This is a genomic window from Microbispora sp. H10885 (assembly GCF_014161415.1).
Lineage (GTDB): Bacteria > Actinomycetota > Actinomycetes > Streptosporangiales > Streptosporangiaceae > Microbispora > Microbispora triticiradicis.
Map to the genome: position 1 here is coordinate 91,179 of NZ_JABBWY010000008.1, position 16,699 is coordinate 107,877.

Below are 16,699 nucleotides of genomic sequence, written 5' to 3' on the forward strand. Positions count from 1 at the left end.
GGGGACGCGCGCCTGCCGGGCGGGCCGCCGCGCCGTGACCGGCCGGGCCCGGTGGAGGTCAGGGGATGGCCACGCAGCCCGGAGCGGGAGCGGAGTTGACGCCGTTCCAGGAGGCGAGGAAGCCCAGGGTGGTGGTGGCGCCCGCGGCGAGGGAGCCGTTCCAGCTCACGTTCTTCGCCGTCACGTTCGCCCCGCTCTGGGTGACTGTGCCGTTCCACGCCTGGGACACCTGCTGGCCGTTCGCGAAGGTCCAGGTCACGGTCCAGCCACTGATGGGGGCCGTGCCGGTGTTCTTCACCGTGACTTCGGCCTGGAAGCCGCCGCCCCACTGGTTGGTGACCACATAGGAGGCGGCGCAGCCCGAGGAACTGGGCCGGGCCGACGGCGACTGGGACGGCGACTGCGACGGCGATGCGGACGGTGACGGCGAGGAAGAGGGCGACGCGGAGGGCGACTGCGACGGCGAACGCGAAGGCGACGCGGAGGGCGACGGCTGTCCGCCGCCGAGCAGCGCGGCCAGGGCCGGGTACCACCTGTCGGCCATCTTCTGGTCGCCGCTCGCGTTGGGGTGGACGCCGTCGTAGGTGTCCGCGCTCGTGCTGAAGCCGGTCCACTGGTCGACCACCTGGATCGGGGACGCCGCGGTGGTCTTGGCGGCGGCCCAGCCGGGGATGGCGTTGTTCAGGTCGACCACCCGCTGCCCGCACTCGGGGCAGGTGCCCGGGTTCATCGGAATGATCTTCGCGACCAGCACCCGCATGTTCGGGTTGCTGGCCCGCATCTGGTCCACGAGCTTGCCGTACGCCGCGAGGACGGTCGCGGTGGGCTTGTTGCTCCACACGTCGTTGGTGCCGAAGTGCATCAGCACGATGTCAGGACGGGTCGCCGAGAGCCATCCGGGCAGCTGGTTCTGGTCGGCCACGTTGGTGACCAGCGCGCCGCCGTGACCCTCGTTGTCGCCGTCGTAGGCGACCGAGCAGCCCTGGGGAGGCAGCGTCCCCACCATGTCGATGTTGGTGAAGCCGTTGCTCTGCAACCTGTTCCAGAGCAGGGCCCGCCAGCAGCCGGGCGATCCGGTGATGGAGTCGCCCAGCGCCATGATCCGCACCGGGGCCGCCTGCGCGGGCCGGGTGACGAGCAGCCCGAGCACCACGAGCAGGGCCGCCAGGGCCGCGCTTCTCTTCGACATACCGCTCTCCCTCGTGCCGTCCGGCGCGATGGTAGGGAGCGGTGACCCGTCCGGCCCAGGGACGGCCCCGGGAGAACGGGCCTACCTGGGACGTTTCATGTACGTTTCAGTTTCGATCTTGCATCCGGATCCTGCGCGGGATCTTGGACGGGACCCGGCCGGGACGGGCGCCGCGACCGGCCCGCACCCGCCGTCGCCTGGGGCGATGTGGGTTCCGCCGGGGCGGCGGGACCGAATATGCTGCAGGTCCGTTCGCTTTTTCGCACGTCACCGAGAGGATTCGGTCCCCATGTACAAGGAGTTCCTCGGCGAGGTCGTGGTGTGGCTGATCCCCATCGTCATCCTCGTGGGCATCGCGCTGCTGGTGACCAGCCACGGCTGACGCCGAGCCGTGAGGGCCGGGCCGTTATGGTCCGGCCCTTTTCCGTTGTGCCTGGTTGTGGTGGTTTCGGCGTTCCCGAATCACGCCAAGGGGTCCCCGATGGTCCATCTGGTAATGAATCCCTACAAAAGTATCACTAGGCCAGAATCTTGATCAAAACTTCCTCGGCGTGTGATACTCCGCCAGTGACGATCGGTGTGGTCACTGGACGAGGCCCAGGCGAGGGGCGTCCGGCCACATGCCTACCGCGAGAGGGAGACGGCCGTGACTTCCGAGGCGATCGACATCAGGCCACCGGCGAGATCGTTATCCCTGCCATTGCGCCACACCCTCCGTCCCCTGCTTCGTGACCCGGTAAACACGCTCGCCGGACTGGCCCGGCAGGCGCGCGGCGAGGTCGTCCGGCTCAACCTGGGTCCGTTCCGCCCCTACCTCGTAAGTCATCCGGACCACGTACAGCACGTCCTGCGCGGCGACTGGGAGAACCACCCGCGGGAGGGCGTCTTCTGGAAGCCGGTGGAGCGGCTGGCCGGCCGGAGCATCCTCACCGAGGGCCCCGACTGGGAGTCCAGCCGGAGAATCCTGCAGCCCCTCTTCACCGCCAGGTACGTCGCGAGCCTGGCCCAGGACATGGCCGAGACGATCGACAAGGAGCTCACGGCCTGGGAGGCGTACGCCCGGGAGGGGCGTTGGATCGACATCTGCGAGGAGCTGGCCCGCCTGGTGAGCCGGATCGTCATCCGGGTCCTGTTCGGCGACAAGATCTCCGTCGCGGACGCCGAGCGGCTGGCCCCGGCGTACGCGATCGCCGCGACCTCGTTCACCTCCCGGTTGCTGGTGCCCTTCGCGCCCGAGTGGTTCCCGATGCCCGGAGACCGGGCTTTCAGGCGAGCGGTCGAGGTGATCGACGACGTGGTGCTGCCGCTGGTCAGGCAGGCCCGCAGGGATCCCGGCGACGGCAACGACATCATCTCGGCGCTCGCCCGCGCCCGTGCCGACGAGGACGGCCCGGGCGCCGAACGGCGGATCCGCGACGACCTCGTCAGCATCTACGGCGCGTCGGGCGAGACCACGGCGGTGGCGCTGACCTGGCTGTGGCCGCTCCTCCACGATCACCCAGAGGTCGCCGCGCGTCTGTACGAAGAGGTGGAGACCGTCGTCGGGCGCGGCCCGGTGGACGCGTCCTGCCTGCCCCGGCTGACCTACCTGAAGTCGGTGTTCCAGGAGATGCTCCGGCTGTATCCGCCGGGCTGGATGATGCCGCGCATGGCGCTGCGGGCCAACCTCCTCGGCGACGTGCCGATCGAGCCCGGTTCCACCCTGCTCATCAGCCCTTACGTGACCCAGCGGCTGGAGGAGTTCTGGGACCGTCCGGACGAGTTCGACCCCGAGCGGTTCGCGGTGGACAGGCGTGAGCGGCGGCACCGGTACGCCTACTTCCCCTTCGGCGGAGGCCCGCATCTCTGCATCGGCCAGCACCTCTTCTACATGGAGGCGCCGCTGATCGTGGCCGGCATCCTGGCGCGGTTCCGGCCGCAGGTGCGCGCCCCCAGGCCGCTCACGCCGTTCCCGGGCGCGTCGCTGCGGCCCAAGGAGACAATCGAGGTGCGCCTTGAGCCCGTCGCCGGAGGCGCCAGGGCATGAGCACGGCACCACGCCCCGACGCCGGGCATCCGGCGTCGGCGGTGGCAAGTGGCAGGACCTGCGCCCTCGCGGCGCGCTGTCAGCGGGACCTCCAGGAGTGTGCCGCAGCGTTCCCCGAGCTGTTCGCGGCCAGGCCGTTCGACGCGACGCTGTACGCGTCGGTGTCCCTGGCCAACGCGTTCGGGTCTCCGGACGCGACCGCCGAGCGGCTGAGGATCGCCAACCGCACATCCCTGTGGATCTTCGCGGCCGACTGGCTGATCGATCACGAGGCCACCTCCCGGACGGAGATCGGCGACATCGTGCGCGGGGCGCTCGCGGTCGCGGACGACCGCGCGCCCGATCCGGACACGCCGCTCACGCGGTTCCTCGCCGTCATCCGCGACGAGCTCGCCGCGTCCCCGCTCTTCCCACCGCTGCGCGCGGCCTGGCGGGACGAGCTCGAACGGATGCTCACGGCAATGGCGCGCGAGTGGGATTGGAAGCACCAGGTCTCCGGCGGGGACTCGATGCCCTCCTTCGAGGAGTATCTCGGAAACGCCGGGAATTTCGGATCGACGTTCGTCAACGTCTCGCACTGGATCCACGCCGGAGACCCCGGCGTCGTTCCCCGCCTGGACGAGCTGACCGAGGCGAGTGACGCGGTGCAGCGTGTGCTGCGTCTGCTGAACGACCTCGCCACCTACGAGCGCGACGTCACCTGGGGTGATCTCAACGCCCTCCTGCTCGGCGTGACCAGGGACGAGGTGGTCGCGCACATCGGGATCCTCACGAAGGAGTGCCGGGAGCGGCTCCGGTCGCTGCGGAGCGGCCGCCCGGACGAGTCGGCCTATCTCGAACGGCAGATCGGTTACAGCACGGGCTTCTACGGGCTCGCGGACTACTGGGGCGAACTGTGAAAGTGAACGACCTTGCCCCGCCGCCGGCGACCGACGTCGTGGGCGCGGCCCAGGACCTGGTGCTCGGGCTGATGTCGATGCCGTGGGGACAGGTATCCCCGTCCGTCTACGAGACCGGCCGCCTGGTGACCCTGGCCCCCTGGCTCACCGGGCACGGCGAGCGCGTGCGCTGGCTGCTGGGCAACCAGCGCCCGGACGGAGGATGGGGAGCCCCGGACGGTTACGGGCTGGTGCCCTCCCTCAGCGCGACCGAGGCCCTCCTTTCGGTGCTGGGCCGGGGCGAGGACACCGGTGTGCGGGTGGAGGCGCTGCGGGAGGCCGCCGTGCGGGGGCTGGCGCGGCTGTCCCGCTGCCTCGGCGACCCGCGGCTGTCGCTGCCCGACATGCCGGCCATCGAGCTGATCGTCCCGTCGCTGGTCGCGCGCATCAACGACCATCTCGCCGCGAACGGGATGAGCGCCGCCCTCGCGCTGCCCGCCGGGATGAGCGAGGCCCCGCTGGCGGCGGTCCGCAGGTGGGTGGCGTCGGAGGAGGAGATCCCTCAGAAGCTCCTGCACGCACTGGAGATCGCCGGGGACGCGGCCCACGGTGCGGCCGCGGTCCACGTGACCGAGATCGGCACGGTCGGGGCGTCGCCCGCCGCGAGTGCGGCATGGCTGGGTGACAGAGGACCCAGTGAGCCCGGGCATCCCGTCCGCTGGCACCTCGAGGCGGTGGTGCGGCGGCACGGCGGCCCGGTGCCGGTGGGCCTGCCGATCACCGTCTTCGAGCGCGGATGGGTGCTGAGCTCGCTGGCGCGGGCCGGCATATCGTTCGAGGTCCCTCCGGAGATGCTGGTGGACCTCAGGACGGCGATCGGTCCGGCGGGCACGCCGGCGGGCGCGGGACTGCCGCCCGACGCCGACACCACCTCCGTCGCCCTGTACGCGTTGACGCTGCTCGGCCTGCCCCAGGATCCCGGCAGCCTGTGGGCGTTCGAGACGCCGACGCATTTCTGCACCTGGCAGGGAGAAGAGGGCGCGTCCGTCAGTGTTAACGCTCACGTGCTCGACGCCTTCGGGCGGTACGCCGCCGTACGGCCGGAGGCCGCCCCGGCGTACGCGCCGGCCATCCGCAAGCTGTCCGGATGGCTCCGCGAACAGCAGCGGCAGGACGGGAGCTGGGACGACCGGTGGCACGCGTCGCCGTACTACGGCACCGCGTCCTGCGGCCTCGCGCTGCACGAGTTCGGCGGGGCGGAGGCGGCGGACGCGGTGCGGGCCGGTGTCGAGTGGGTGCTGGACACCCAGCGCGACGACGGCGGCTGGGGCCGCTGGGCCGGTACGGTCGAGGAGACCGCCTACGCCCTGCAACTCCTCCTGTTCGCCGGCAGCGGGCGGCGGGTGACGGAGGCGGCGGCGCGGGGGTACGCCTACCTGCTGCGGTCGGCCGACGTGTCCGAGGGACCGCCGCTGTGGCACGACAAGGACCTCTATCGGCCGCTGGCGGTCGTGCGGGCGGCCGTTCTGGCGGCGATGCACCTCGCACAGTCTCGATCACTTGTTGTGAGGCTCGCTGGTCAAGTATGATCAACGCTCGGGAAATCCGTCATTTTCGGAAAAGTGGACATTATTGACCATATTGCTCCGGCTTGAGGGGTTTTCTTAGCATTTGCTAAGGTGTCCGAGATGTAGCGCGGGTTTTTGGGTGAGCAGCGCGTGCGACCCCTTGACGTCGGGCGATGTTAATCGCCGCGAAACGCTCGCGTATCGCCGATTTCGCAGGGTGGTCTCATGCGCTTCCGTAATTCCAGCGTGCGGACCAAGGTGGCGGCTTTGCTGTTGTCCCTTGTCGCGCTGTGGGCGTTCGCCGCCTGGGTGACGCTACGGGAGGGCCTCAACCTGGTCTGGGTCGCCGTCTACGACAGCGGTGTGGCGCAGCCGAGCGAGACGCTCCTGGTCGAGCTCCAGCGGGAACGGCGGCTCACCGTCGTCGCCATGGGGAACCCCTCGGCCGACCGCGGCAACCTGCGCGCGCAGCGGGCGCGGACGGACGCGGCGGCCGACGAGTTCCGCCGCCTGGCCAAGGGCGGCAACGTGCAGTTCGCCGCCGACGCGGTGCTGAAGCGGCGTATCGACGACATGATCCGCCAGCTCGACGGGCTGCCGAAGAACCGCAGTCTCGTCGACGGCGGACAGTCCGACCGCAGCAGGGCGTACGACTCCTACACGACGGTCGTCGACTCCGTCTACCGCACCTACGACGCGCTGGCCACCCTGGACGACAAGGACGTCGCGCACGACACGCGTACGCTCATCGACCTGAGCCGGGCACGGGAACTGCTCTCGGAGGAGGACGCGCTGCTCGCCGGAGCCCTCGCTTCCGGGCGGCTGACCGTGTCGGAACGCGCGAGGTTCACGGAGATCGTCGGCGTTCAACGCTTCCACAAGGCCGAGGCCGTCATCGCGCTGCCCGACTCCGACCGCGCCATCTTCGAACGCCTGGAGCGGGGACAGAGCTTCACCCGCCTGCGTGCGCTCGAAGAGAACGTCATGCAGAGCTCGCGGCCCGGCGGCCTTCCGCCGATCGGCGCGGAGCAGTGGCGGGCCGCGACGGAGCCCGCTCTGGCGGAGCTGCAGAGCGCGATCCTGGAGGCCGGTGACCGCCTGGTCGAGCGGACCACGCCCGTCGCCGCCGCCGTCATCGCCCGGCTCCTGCTGGCCGGCGTGCTCGGCCTGGTGGCGGTCGTCGCGTCGATCGTCCTGTCGGTCACGACGGCCAGGGCGCTGGTCCGCCAGCTGGAGAAGCTGCGGGAGGCCGCGCTCGAACTGGCCAACGAACGGCTGCCCGGAGTGGTCGCCCGCCTCGCCCAGGGCGAGAAGGTCGACATCCGCGCGGAGGCGCCGCCGCTGGACTTCGGCCCGGACGTCATCGGCCAGGTGGGCGCGGCGTTCAACACCGTGCAGGAGACCGCGATCCGCACCGCGGTCGAGGAGGCGCAGCTCAGGCAGAGCATCCGCGACATCCTGCTGAGCCTCGCCCGGCGTACGCAGTCGCTGGTCCACCGCCAGCTGACCCTGCTCGACGTGATGGAGCGGCGCGAGTCGGACCCCGCGGAGCTGAAGGACCTGTTCCGCATCGACCACCTCGCCACCCGCATGCGGCGCAACGCCGAGAACCTCATCGTCCTCTCCGGAGCGTCCCCCGCCCGTGCCTGGCGGCGCTCGGTGCCCATGGTCGACGTCGTGCGCGGCGCCCTGGCCGAGGTCGAGGACTACACCCGGGTCACCGTGCTGCCCATGGGGCAGACATCGCTCAACGGACGCGCGGTCGGCGACGTCATCCACCTGCTCGCGGAGCTGATCGAGAACGCGGTGTCGTTCTCCCCGCCGTACACGATGGTGCAGGTGGGCGGTCAGGTGGTGGCCAGCGGGTACGCCCTGGAGATCGAGGACCGGGGTCTCGGGATGAGCCCCGACGACCTGGAGACGGCCAACCAGCGGATCGCCGATCCGCCCGAGTTCAACCTGTCCAGCACCGCGAGGCTGGGCCTGTACGTGGTCAGCCGTCTCGCCGAGCGGCACGGCATCAGGGTGTCGCTCAAGGCGTCGCCGTACGGCGGCACGACCGCGGTCGTCCTGCTGCCGCGCGAGCTCGTCATGGAGAGCGGCGACGAACACCCCGAGCAGGAGACCCGTCCTCGTCTCGACCGACGGGAACGCGGGGCGCGCGAGATCGCGCTGGTGGGCGCTCCCGACGCGGACCCGCTACCAGTCCAGGAGGTGGTTCCCGTGCCGAGGGCAGCAGAGACGCCCAGGCCCGCGCCGATCGCCGCCGAGCCGGCCGGGCCCGAGCCCCCGGCCGCGTTCACCCCGTCCGGGCTGCCGTTCCGGGTGCCCCAGGCGAGCCTCGCTCCGGCGCTCGCCGAGGAGCCGAAGGGCGGCGCGGAACCGGAGGACGAGGAGGACCGCTCGCCGGAGGACGTCCGCAAGATCATGGGCTCGTTCCAGTCGGGGACCAGGCGCGGCAGATCCGAGGCCGCCAAGCTGCTAGGTGAAGGGGAGGACAACCTGTGACACAGAAGACCGGCGCGTCCGCGGACCTCGCGTGGCTGCTCGACGACCTCGTCGCGCGGGTCCGCGAGGTGGAGCACGGCATCGTGTTGTCCACGGACGGTCTGCTGCTGGCGACCTCCCAGGGCCTGCGCCTGGAGGACGCCGAACATCTCTCCGCCGTGGCGTCCGGACTGCAGAGCCTCGCCCGCGGTGTCGGCGAGCGCTTCAAGGGCGGGCAGGTACGGCAGACCATCGTGGAGATGAAGTCCGCCTTCCTGATGGTGACGGTGGCGGGGCAGGGCGCCTGCCTGGCCGTGCTCTGCACCGGCGACGCCGACGTGGGCCTGGTGGCGTACGAGATGGCGATGCTCGTCGCGCGGGTCGGGCAGTACCTCACCTCGCCCGCGCGGACGACGATCGACCGGGCCACGGGCAGGGAGGTCCGCCTGTGAACCTTGACTGGAGCCCGGACGAGGAACGCTTACTCGACGCGCCGACGATCCGCCCGTACGTCATCGCGCGCGGCCGTACGGAGGCGCAGGACCGCTTCGACCTCATCTCGCTCGCGGTGACGATCCGCCCCACCACCGGAGCGGAGATCGGGCTCGACCCCGAGCACCAGGCGATCGTACGGCTGTGCCGCCGGGCGATGTCGGTGGCGGAGATCGCCGCCCACCTGGACCTGCCGGCCGGGATCGTCCGGGTCCTCCTCGGGGACCTGTTCGACCGGGGGTTCGTGGCCGTGCAGCAGCCCCAACCGGAGATGGACGTGCTCGACGAGCGGATGTACAAGGCGGTGCTCGATGGTCTCCGGGCGCTCTGACACCCTGAAGATGCCCAAGGCGATCAAACTGCTGATCGCCGGCGGCTTCGGGGTCGGCAAGACGACGATGGTCGGCGCGGTCTCGGAGATCCGCCCCCTGCGCACCGAGGAGACGCTGACGAACCTCAGCGTCGGTGTGGACGACCTGTCCGGGGTCGAGGCGAAGGCGACCACCACCGTGGCCATGGACTTCGGCCGCATCAGCATCGGGCAGGACTTCGTCCTCTATCTCTTCGGCACCCCGGGCCAGGAGCGGTTCTGGTTCGTGTGGGACGAGCTGGCCCGGGGAGCGCTCGGCGCGGTGGTGCTGGCCGACACCCGCAGGCTGGCCGACTGCTTCCCCTCCGTCGACTACTTCGAGCGGCGCGGCACCCCCTTCGTCGTCGCGGTGAACTGCTTCGACGGCGCACCGGTCTTCGACCTGGACGAGGTCAAGCTCGCGCTGAACCTCGGCCAGGACGTGCCGATCCTGCTGTGCGACGCGCGCAAGCGGGAGTCGGGCAAGGAGGTCCTGATCGCGCTCGTCAAGCACGCGTACGGCCGGCGGCCGACCGCCGCCGCGCACTGACGCGTCCCGCGTCTGCAGGAGGCCGTGTCCCCACACGGCCTCCTTCCGTTTTCAAGTGACTTGAGAGGTTCGTGCAGTAAAGACGGATTTATTCCTTTATAGCCCTTTTGTGATTAGAGCGGCGAACATGCCTTCCTTTCGCCTCCGGCGGCTCGTAACAGCTGCACAACAGCCGTTGATATGAGCGTGAGCCCGCTGTAGCCTCTGCCCCATCGCAGAAACTATCGGTCTGAATTCCGAAAGTTTCGGTTGGAATCCAGAAGGGAAACCACCGTGAATTTAAGTCGTCGGAGTGCGGCGCTGCTGGCGGCGTCCGCGCTTGTCCTCGGGGGATGCGGTAGTACCGGGAACGATGCCGGCGAGAGCAAGAGCTCAGCCGAGGGCAAGGTGACGGTCGAGTGGTGGAACATCTGGACCACCGAGCCATTGAAGAGCTACGGCGCTCAGGCGATCAAGGATTTTCAGGCCAAGCACCCGAACATCACCATCAAGAGCGTTCCTTATGAGAACGAGGCGTTCAAGGCGAAGCTGACGACGCTCACGCAGTCCGGCAAGGCGCCGGACGTCTTCCAGACCTGGGGTGGCGGCGTGCTCGGCCAGCAGGTCGACGCTGGCCTGGTCAAGGACCTCTCCGGCGACGCCGGTTCCTGGCTCGGCACGTTCACCGACGCGGCGCTGTCGGCGTACCAGATCGAGGGCAAGACGTACGCGATCCCGGACGACATCGGCATGGTCGGCTTCTGGTACAACAAGGCCCTGTTCAAGAAGGCCGGGATCGCCGAGCCGCCGGGGACCTGGTCGGAGCTCATCGACGACGTCAAGAAGCTCAAGTCGGCCGGCGTCACCCCGATCGCCCTGGGCGGCAAGGACAAGTGGCCGGGCCACTACTACTGGGCCTACCTCGCCATGCGGATCGGCGGCCTCGACGCGCTGAAGCAGGCCGGTGCGAGCAAGGACTTCACGGGCGCGCCCTTCGTGCAGGCGGGGCAGAAGCTCAAGGAGCTCGCTGACCTCCAGCCGTTCCAGAAGGGCTTCCTCGGCGCGACGTACGGCGACCCGGGCGGCCAGGCCGCGACCATGGGCGACGGCAAGGCCGCCATGGAGCTGATGGGCCAGTGGGCGCCCGCGGTCGAGAAGGACGCCGGCAAGGGCCTCGGCGACGACCTCGGCTTCTTCCCCTTCCCGGCCGTCGACGGCGGCGCCGGCGCGGTCACCGACGCCTTCGGCGGCGGTGGCGGCTTCGCGATCGGCGCCGAGGCGCCGGCCGAGGCGATCGAGTGGGTGAAGTTCCTCACCGAGAGCACCGAGCACCGCAAGGCCGTCGCGACCGGCGGCGTGCTCCCGGTGCTCAAGGGCGAGGAGGACGCGGTCACCGACCCCAACCTGAGCGTGGTCGCCAAGAACCTCGCCGGGGCGACCGGGTTCCAGCTCTACCTCGACCAGGCGTACCCGCCGGCCGTGGGCCAGGAGGTCAACGACAGCGTGGCCCAGCTGATCGGTGGAACCAAGACGCCGGAGCAGGTGGCTCAGGCCATCACGGAAACGGCGAAGTCGGAGTAACTGCCGCGTGAAGACGACGAGACCCCGGAGCCACCGGCTCCGGGGGTTCACCACGATCCTCCTGTTCCTGCTGCCCGCGCTCGTGCTCTTCTTCGGGCTTGTGGTGGCGCCGATCCTGCTCGCCTTCTACGCGAGCGTCTTCAAGTGGAACGGCATGCGCGGCCTGCCCACCGACTTCGTCGGGCTGGCGAACTTCACCCGCCTGCTGGCGGACGAGGTCTTCCTGGGCGACCTGTGGCGCGGCCTGTTGCTGATCATCCTGTCGCTGGTGGTGCAGCTTCCCCTCTCGCTGGGCATCGCCATGCTGCTCAACCAGAGGATCCGCGGCCGGGCCTTCTTCCGCCTGCTGTTCTTCGCCCCGTACATGCTGTCCGAGGCGATCACCGCGGTCCTGTTCATGATGATCCTGTCGCCGACGGACGGCCTGGCCAACGTCGTCCTGGGCTGGTTCGGGGTCGACCCCCTCGACTGGTTCGCCGACCCGTCGTCGGTGATGATGTCGGTGTTCATCGTCATGACCTGGAAGTACTTCGGCTTCCACATGATCTTGTACATCGCCGGGCGACAGGGCATCCCGCGGGAGCTCACCGAGGCCGCCCAGATCGACGGCGCGACCGGCTGGAAGGTCTTCCGCTACGTCACGCTGCCGCTGCTCGGCCCCACCATCCGCATCAGCGTGTTCCTGTCGGTCATCGGTGCGATCCAGCTGTTCGACCTGGTCTGGATCATCACCGGCGGAGGCCCGTCGCACTCCTCCGAGACCATGGCCGTGACGATGTTCCAGTTCGGTTTCAAGCGCTTCCAGGTCGGCTACGCGAGTGCGATCAGCGTGGTGATGTTCTTCATCAGCCTCGTGTTCGCGCTCTTCTACCAGAGATACGTCATGCGGCGTGACCTCCAAGGAGCCTCCACCGTGCTGCGAGAACAGCGATGAGCACCAACCGCCACAAGCAGTCGCCGGCGTCGGGCGGTCTCCTGCGCAGCCTGTCCCTGCACACGATCGTCGTGATCACGGCGTTGTTCGTCGCTGTCCCGCTGGTGTACGCCGTGCTCGGCGGCTTCAAGACCACCCGGCAGCTCTCCAGCAACCCGATCGGCCTGCCCGACCCCTGGATGCCGGAGAACTACGGGGGCATTCTCGCCTCGGGGTCGTTCTGGCACATGCTCTGGAACAGCACCTACATCGCGGTGCTGACCACGCTCGTGGTCGTCGCGGTCTCGGCGCTGGCGGCCTTCGTGTTCGCCCGGTTCGCCTTCCGTGGCCGCGAGGCGCTGTTCACGATGTTCGCCGCCGGGCTCATGTTCCCGTTCGCGGTGGCGATCCTGCCGCTGTTCGTGCTGCTGCGGATGTTCGGGCTGCTCGACAACCCGCTCGGCGTGATCCTTCCGCAGGCCGCCTTCGGCATGCCGATGACGATCATCATCCTGCGCGGCTTCTTCCGGGCCATCCCGGGAGAGATCGAGGAGGCGGCGATCCTCGACGGGTGCACCCCGTTCGGCTTCTTCTGGCGGATCCTGCTCCCGATGGCCCGGCCCGCGATCGCCACGGTGTCCGTGCTGGCGGTCGTCAACAGCTGGAACCAGTTCATGCTGCCGCTGGTGGTGTTCAGCGACGACGGCCTGTTCACGATCCCGCTGGGCGTCCAGCAGTTCCAGGGGCAGTACGCGACGGACGTCGCCCGGGTCATGGCCTACATCGTGGTCGCGATGCTGCCCGCCCTCGGTTTCTACGCCGTGGCCGAGCGGCAGCTCGTCAGCGGCCTCACCGCGGGGGCCGTCAAGGGCTGAGCCGCGTGTACAGCCGTACGGTGTAGCCGAGCACCCGGAAGGCGCGCTCCTTCCGGTAGCCCTCCCGAAGCAGGTCCCGCTTGGCCGTGTCCCGCGCGGACGCCAGGTCGGCGGGCGCGGGATGCGGGCGGCTCACCACCCACACCCGGGGCGCCGCGCCCAGCGCGGCGACGAGGTCGGCCGCGGGCAGTTCCCGGCCGGCCAGCGTGCCCGACTCCGCGCCGCCGGCCCTGATCGCCGCGTCGCGGACCCCGTCGAACGAGGCGGGGTACGCCTCGGCGACCAGGCGGCGGATCGAGGGCAGGAAGAGCACGGCGTCTCCGGGCCGCCGTCCCGACCCGACGACCCGGGCCGCGGCGGCCGGGTCGTCCGGGCGGCTGTCGATCCGCCGGACGGCGGCCTGGTCCGGCAGGGACGCCGCCAGCAGCAACACCGGCAGCGCCACCGCGGCGGCTGCCCGCGGCGCGATCCGCCACCAACCCCGCCACCCACCCGGCGACCGGCCTGTTGACTGGTTTGGCGACCGGTCCGGCGCCGGTCCGGGCACGAGCTTCACGGCCCGGGCCAGCCCCGCGCCCGTCAGCAGCGCGAGCCCCGCCATCGAGAACAGGACGTAGCGGTCCTGGTAGAAGGGGTGGATCCGCGAGACGGCGATCAGCAGGGCGGGCGGCAGCACGGCGAGCGGCACGGCCACCGCCACGAGCCCCACGGCGTTGGCGCGTCGGTCGCCCAGCCCCGGTGTCAGTCCCGGTGCGAGTCCCGGTGTGAGTCCCAGTGCCAGTCCCAGCAGGACGAGCACGACGGTCGCCGCGAGCGAGAGGCCGGACCCGGCGAACCGCGCCACGAGAGCGCGCACCTCGGGCCAGCCGGGCCGCTCCAGCCATGAGACCTGGTCGCGCTGCCCGAACGCGATCCACGCGAGGGGCAGGACGGCGAGCAGGGCGCACGCGCTCGCTCCGGCCCACCGGAGCGGCACACCCCACCGCCGCGGCCCGTCAGGGACACCGGCGTTCTCGTCCGTCACCTCGTCTCTCGCGGTCCGCCCGCGGGCGGCGATCGCAACCGTGGCCGCGTGCGCCACGAGTGCCAGGGCGGCGAAGAGGTTGAGCAGGCACGCCGCCGCCACCGCGACGGCGTACCAGATCCATCTCCTCGTGCGCGCCGGGTCCTCCAGCGCCCGCGTGAACAGACGCGTGGCCTCCACCACGGCGGCCCCGACCAGCGCGTACGACCGGCCCTCCTGGCCGTAGGCGACGACGGCGGGGGCCGTGCCGTACACGAGGCCCGCGTAGAGGCCGGCCGGGGCGGAGACCAGCCGCCGTCCGATCGCCGCCACGCCGGACGCCGCGACGGCCGTGGCGAGGACGGAGGGAATCCGGATCGCGACCTCCGCCGGGACGGCGTCGCCCACGAGCCGGAGAAGAGGATGGAGCAGCAGGTAGTAGCAGCCGTGCACCGCGTCGACGTTCCCCAGCGTGTGCCAGAGGTCGGGCAGCGGCCTTCCCGCGACGACGTACGTCGTCGCCTCGTCCTGCCACATCGACCCACGCCGGATGCCCCACAGGCAGGCGAGCAGCGCGGCCAGGGCCGGGACGGCCGGCAGGGCCGCGTCGCGAGCGCTCCGCCCGGGGCGGGCGCCGGCGTGGTGCCTGATCCTCACACGTCCTCCGTGTCGTCTGGCTGGTTCGCGTCCCACCCGATGCCCCACAGGGCAACGGGAAGGGGAACGGGGCCTAAGGTGAACCGAACGTGAGGAAAACTCGTAGGGAGAGACACCGATGACGGAGTCCGTCGTCGTCCGTACCGCGACAGAGGCAGACGTTCCCGGACTGCGCGCCGTCGCGGACCACTTCCGGCTTCTCGGCCGGTGGCCGGTGCGGCCGGACTTCCTGGACGCGGAGCGCGACTTCGGCGCCGTGGTCGTCGGCGAGGTGAACGGCACGATCGCGGGCTTCGGCGCGACCCTGCCCCGGGGGAAGATCACGCATCTCGGGGATCTGTTCGTCCTGCCGGACCGCCAGTCGTCGGGAGCGGGCCGGATGATCCTGTCGCGGCTGCTGCCGTCCGGCGCCCCCATGATGACGTTCGCCTCGGCCGACCTCAGGGCGCTCGCCCTGTACGTCCGGAGCGGCATGCGGCCCCGATGTCCCCTGCTCTACCTCAGCCGCCCGGGGAGCGGACGCCCGTCACAGAGCCGCCCCGCACAGAGCGGACGGGCGGCAGGGGCGGGGAGCGAGGCTCCCATGGGGGCCGCCCTCGCGGGCCCGGAGAGCGACCGGTTCGCGCCGGGAGCCCGCGACGTGGACGCGGCGGTGGCTCTGGACGCCCGGATCTCCGGCGGGGAGCGGGCCGCGACCCTCGGCTGGTTCGCGGGCCTGCCCGGCGTGACGGTGCGGGCCGCCGCCTCGGGGTACGCGTTCGTGCGGCTGGCCGGTGACAAGGCCGTCATCGGGCCCGCCGGAGGCGACACCCCCCAGGACTGCGTCGAGGCGGTGCTGGAGGCGGCCGGCGCCTGCTCGGGCGCGGACTCCGTCGAGATCGCGGTGCCGGGCACGCATCCGCTGCTGCCCCTGCTGCTCGACGCCGGATGGCGCATCGACGACCAGGACACGCTGATGACCAGCGAGGACTTTCTCCGTCTCGACTGCTACGTCCCGCACCCCGACCTCGGCTGACCAGCCTGAGCGACACCGCGGTCGGTTCGGAGCGGGCGTGGGCGTCCTGCCCGGCGGGCGAGCCGGGGGCGGGACACCCGGCCTTGGCGACGCTTGGGACGGATGGGATGCCTCCCGTCCCCGGCCAGGGGGACACCGGGGACGGGACGGCTTAGGCGGCCCCTGCGGGAACAGGACGTCCAGCGCGCCGGGCCTGCCGGTACACGGTCGCCGGAACCACGCCGCCCACCGAGACCACCGAGATCACGGAGACCACCGAGATCACGGAGACCACCGAGATCACGGAGACCACCGAGACCACGGAGACCACCCCGACTACCGAGACGACGGTGGAGGCGGTGGCGGCGCGGCGACGGACCGCCGCACTCCCTACGGGATCTTCCGCAGATAGCGGGCCGCGGCCCAGCCGGGGATGCCGTCGGCGGTGTCCACGGCCACCCAGCCGTGGTCGGCGGCGCAGGCTCCGGCGATGTTGCCCTGTGCCGGGCTGATCTTCCCCACGGGGACGTGACCGAGCCCCGCGCTCTCGCGGACGTTGAGGTAACCGCCCTTGTGCACGTGCTTCAGGCGGTAGGCGCACGACAGCGAGGGCCGGCCGCTGAGATCGAGCCTGTGCAGGTAACGGGCGGAGGCGAAGCCGGACGCGCCGTCGGCGGCTCTCACCGCGATCCAGCCGTGGGTGACGGCGCAGGCCCCCGCGAAGCCCCCGTCAGACACCCGCAGCCTGCCGACGGGGGCGTGCCGGCGCCCCGCGCCCCCGCGTACGTGGAGAAAACCTCCCGCGCTCACGCCCCGGAGGCGGTAGGCGCACACGCGTCCGGGGGCCTGCCCGGCCTGGCGCGCGGCCTCCTGGCGGGGGCCGGCGGCCGCGTGCCGCCCGGGGCGCTCCAGCGGGCGGACGGCCTCCCGGTGCGGCACGGTGGCCACGGATCCGCCCGGTGCGGGCGGCCGGGCCGCCGCGAAGCCGTACGCGGGATGGCCGAGCCACCCCGCCGAGGCCCACCCCGTCGAGGCCCACCCCGTCGAGGCCCACACCGCCAGCGCGGGAACGACGATCCTGGCCACTCTCACGATCTCTCCCTTCGGGTCGCGTCGCTCGACGCCCGGCGAGGGGACCCAGGCCTGCTCCACTCACCC

General features: G+C 71.0%; 14 protein-coding genes and 2 pseudogenes. 12 read left to right on the plus strand and 4 right to left on the minus strand.

Annotated elements, in window-relative coordinates:
- Positions 1 to 58 precede the first annotated feature (58 nt).
- Positions 59 to 346, minus strand: a pseudogene (locus HHX37_RS38250) (cellulose binding domain-containing protein); the annotation flags it as partial.
- Positions 347 to 368: 22 nt separating this feature from the next.
- Here HHX37_RS38250 and HHX37_RS38255 point away from each other — a divergent pair.
- The gene (locus tag HHX37_RS38255) at positions 369 to 584 is read left to right on the plus strand and encodes a hypothetical protein (RefSeq protein WP_396776528.1); all 216 of its coding nucleotides are present in this window, start codon (positions 369 to 371) and stop codon (positions 582 to 584) included.
- On the opposite strand, the pseudogene HHX37_RS38260 reads toward HHX37_RS38255, so the two are convergent.
- Positions 542 to 1,189 (minus strand): annotated as a pseudogene (locus HHX37_RS38260) (SGNH/GDSL hydrolase family protein); the annotation flags it as partial. The gene HHX37_RS38255 and the pseudogene HHX37_RS38260 overlap by 43 nt on opposite strands.
- Positions 1,190 to 1,835: 646 nt before the next feature.
- On the opposite strand from HHX37_RS38260, the gene HHX37_RS21840 reads away from it, so the two are divergent.
- The 10 genes from HHX37_RS21840 (at position 1,836) to HHX37_RS21885 (ending at position 12,887) form a co-directional block, all read left to right on the plus strand.
- Entirely contained in the window at positions 1,836 to 3,215 is a 1,380-nt protein-coding gene (locus HHX37_RS21840; RefSeq protein WP_220503045.1) for a cytochrome P450, read from the plus strand.
- Entirely contained in the window at positions 3,212 to 4,114 is a 903-nt protein-coding gene (locus tag HHX37_RS21845) for a terpene synthase family protein (protein WP_182886561.1), read from the plus strand. Before HHX37_RS21840 ends, HHX37_RS21845 begins: the two co-directional genes overlap by 4 nt.
- Positions 4,115 to 4,116: 2 nt before the next feature.
- On the plus strand, positions 4,117 to 5,682 hold the full coding sequence (locus HHX37_RS21850; protein WP_310740470.1) for a prenyltransferase/squalene oxidase repeat-containing protein: 1,566 nt from the start codon (positions 4,117 to 4,119) through the stop codon (positions 5,680 to 5,682).
- A 204-nt stretch (positions 5,683 to 5,886) separates the two neighbouring features.
- Positions 5,887 to 8,169 carry a nitrate- and nitrite sensing domain-containing protein gene (locus HHX37_RS21855; protein WP_182883555.1) on the plus strand — a complete coding sequence of 761 codons (2,283 nt, stop codon included), beginning with the start codon at positions 5,887 to 5,889 and terminating at the stop codon, positions 8,167 to 8,169.
- Complete coding sequence (locus HHX37_RS21860; protein WP_117409735.1) at positions 8,166 to 8,600, plus strand: roadblock/LC7 domain-containing protein; 435 nt, start codon at positions 8,166 to 8,168, stop codon at positions 8,598 to 8,600. Before HHX37_RS21855 ends, HHX37_RS21860 begins: the two co-directional genes overlap by 4 nt.
- Positions 8,597 to 8,971, plus strand: a complete 375-nt coding sequence (locus HHX37_RS21865; RefSeq protein WP_117409736.1) for a DUF742 domain-containing protein — start codon at positions 8,597 to 8,599, stop codon at positions 8,969 to 8,971. Before HHX37_RS21860 ends, HHX37_RS21865 begins: the two co-directional genes overlap by 4 nt.
- A complete protein-coding gene (locus HHX37_RS21870; RefSeq protein WP_117409737.1) occupies positions 8,952 to 9,539 on the plus strand; it encodes a GTP-binding protein in 588 nt (195 codons plus the stop codon). Before HHX37_RS21865 ends, HHX37_RS21870 begins: the two co-directional genes overlap by 20 nt.
- Before the next feature lie 273 nt (positions 9,540 to 9,812).
- On the plus strand, positions 9,813 to 11,099 hold the full coding sequence (locus tag HHX37_RS21875) for an extracellular solute-binding protein (protein WP_182883554.1): 1,287 nt from the start codon (positions 9,813 to 9,815) through the stop codon (positions 11,097 to 11,099).
- 7 nt (positions 11,100 to 11,106) lie between these two features.
- The gene (locus HHX37_RS21880; RefSeq protein WP_182883553.1) at positions 11,107 to 12,033 is read left to right on the plus strand and encodes a carbohydrate ABC transporter permease; all 927 of its coding nucleotides are present in this window, start codon (positions 11,107 to 11,109) and stop codon (positions 12,031 to 12,033) included.
- On the plus strand, positions 12,030 to 12,887 hold the full coding sequence (locus HHX37_RS21885) for a carbohydrate ABC transporter permease (RefSeq protein ID WP_117409740.1): 858 nt from the start codon (positions 12,030 to 12,032) through the stop codon (positions 12,885 to 12,887). Before HHX37_RS21880 ends, HHX37_RS21885 begins: the two co-directional genes overlap by 4 nt.
- On the opposite strand, the gene HHX37_RS21890 is transcribed toward HHX37_RS21885, so the two are convergent.
- Positions 12,877 to 14,547, minus strand: coding sequence for a glycosyltransferase family 39 protein (locus HHX37_RS21890; RefSeq protein WP_182886562.1), 1,671 nt, complete (start codon positions 14,545 to 14,547; stop codon positions 12,877 to 12,879). The two genes, HHX37_RS21885 and HHX37_RS21890, sit on opposite strands and share 11 nt — an antisense overlap.
- A gap of 118 nt (positions 14,548 to 14,665) precedes the next feature.
- Between HHX37_RS21890 and HHX37_RS21895 the strand changes: the two genes are divergently transcribed.
- On the plus strand, positions 14,666 to 15,562 hold the full coding sequence (locus tag HHX37_RS21895; protein ID WP_182886563.1) for a GNAT family N-acetyltransferase: 897 nt from the start codon (positions 14,666 to 14,668) through the stop codon (positions 15,560 to 15,562).
- 369 nt (positions 15,563 to 15,931) lie between these two features.
- Here the strand turns inward: HHX37_RS21895 and HHX37_RS21900 are convergent, their stop codons facing one another.
- The gene (locus HHX37_RS21900; RefSeq protein WP_182886564.1) at positions 15,932 to 16,633 is read right to left on the minus strand and encodes a hypothetical protein; all 702 of its coding nucleotides are present in this window, start codon (positions 16,631 to 16,633) and stop codon (positions 15,932 to 15,934) included.
- Positions 16,634 to 16,699 lie beyond the last annotated feature (66 nt).

Excerpts from the sequence above, each read along its gene's own strand:
- HHX37_RS21845 (WP_182886561.1), top strand. The coding sequence starts at position 3,212 with ATGAGCACGGCACCACGCCCCGACGCCGGGCATCCGGCGTCGGCGGTG.
- HHX37_RS21855 (WP_182883555.1), top strand. The coding sequence starts at position 5,887 with ATGCGCTTCCGTAATTCCAGCGTGCGGACCAAGGTGGCGGCTTTGCTG.
- HHX37_RS21870 (WP_117409737.1), top strand. The coding sequence starts at position 8,952 with ATGGTCTCCGGGCGCTCTGACACCCTGAAGATGCCCAAGGCGATCAAA.
- HHX37_RS21885 (WP_117409740.1), top strand. The coding sequence starts at position 12,030 with ATGAGCACCAACCGCCACAAGCAGTCGCCGGCGTCGGGCGGTCTCCTG.
- HHX37_RS21895 (WP_182886563.1), top strand. The coding sequence starts at position 14,666 with ATGACGGAGTCCGTCGTCGTCCGTACCGCGACAGAGGCAGACGTTCCC.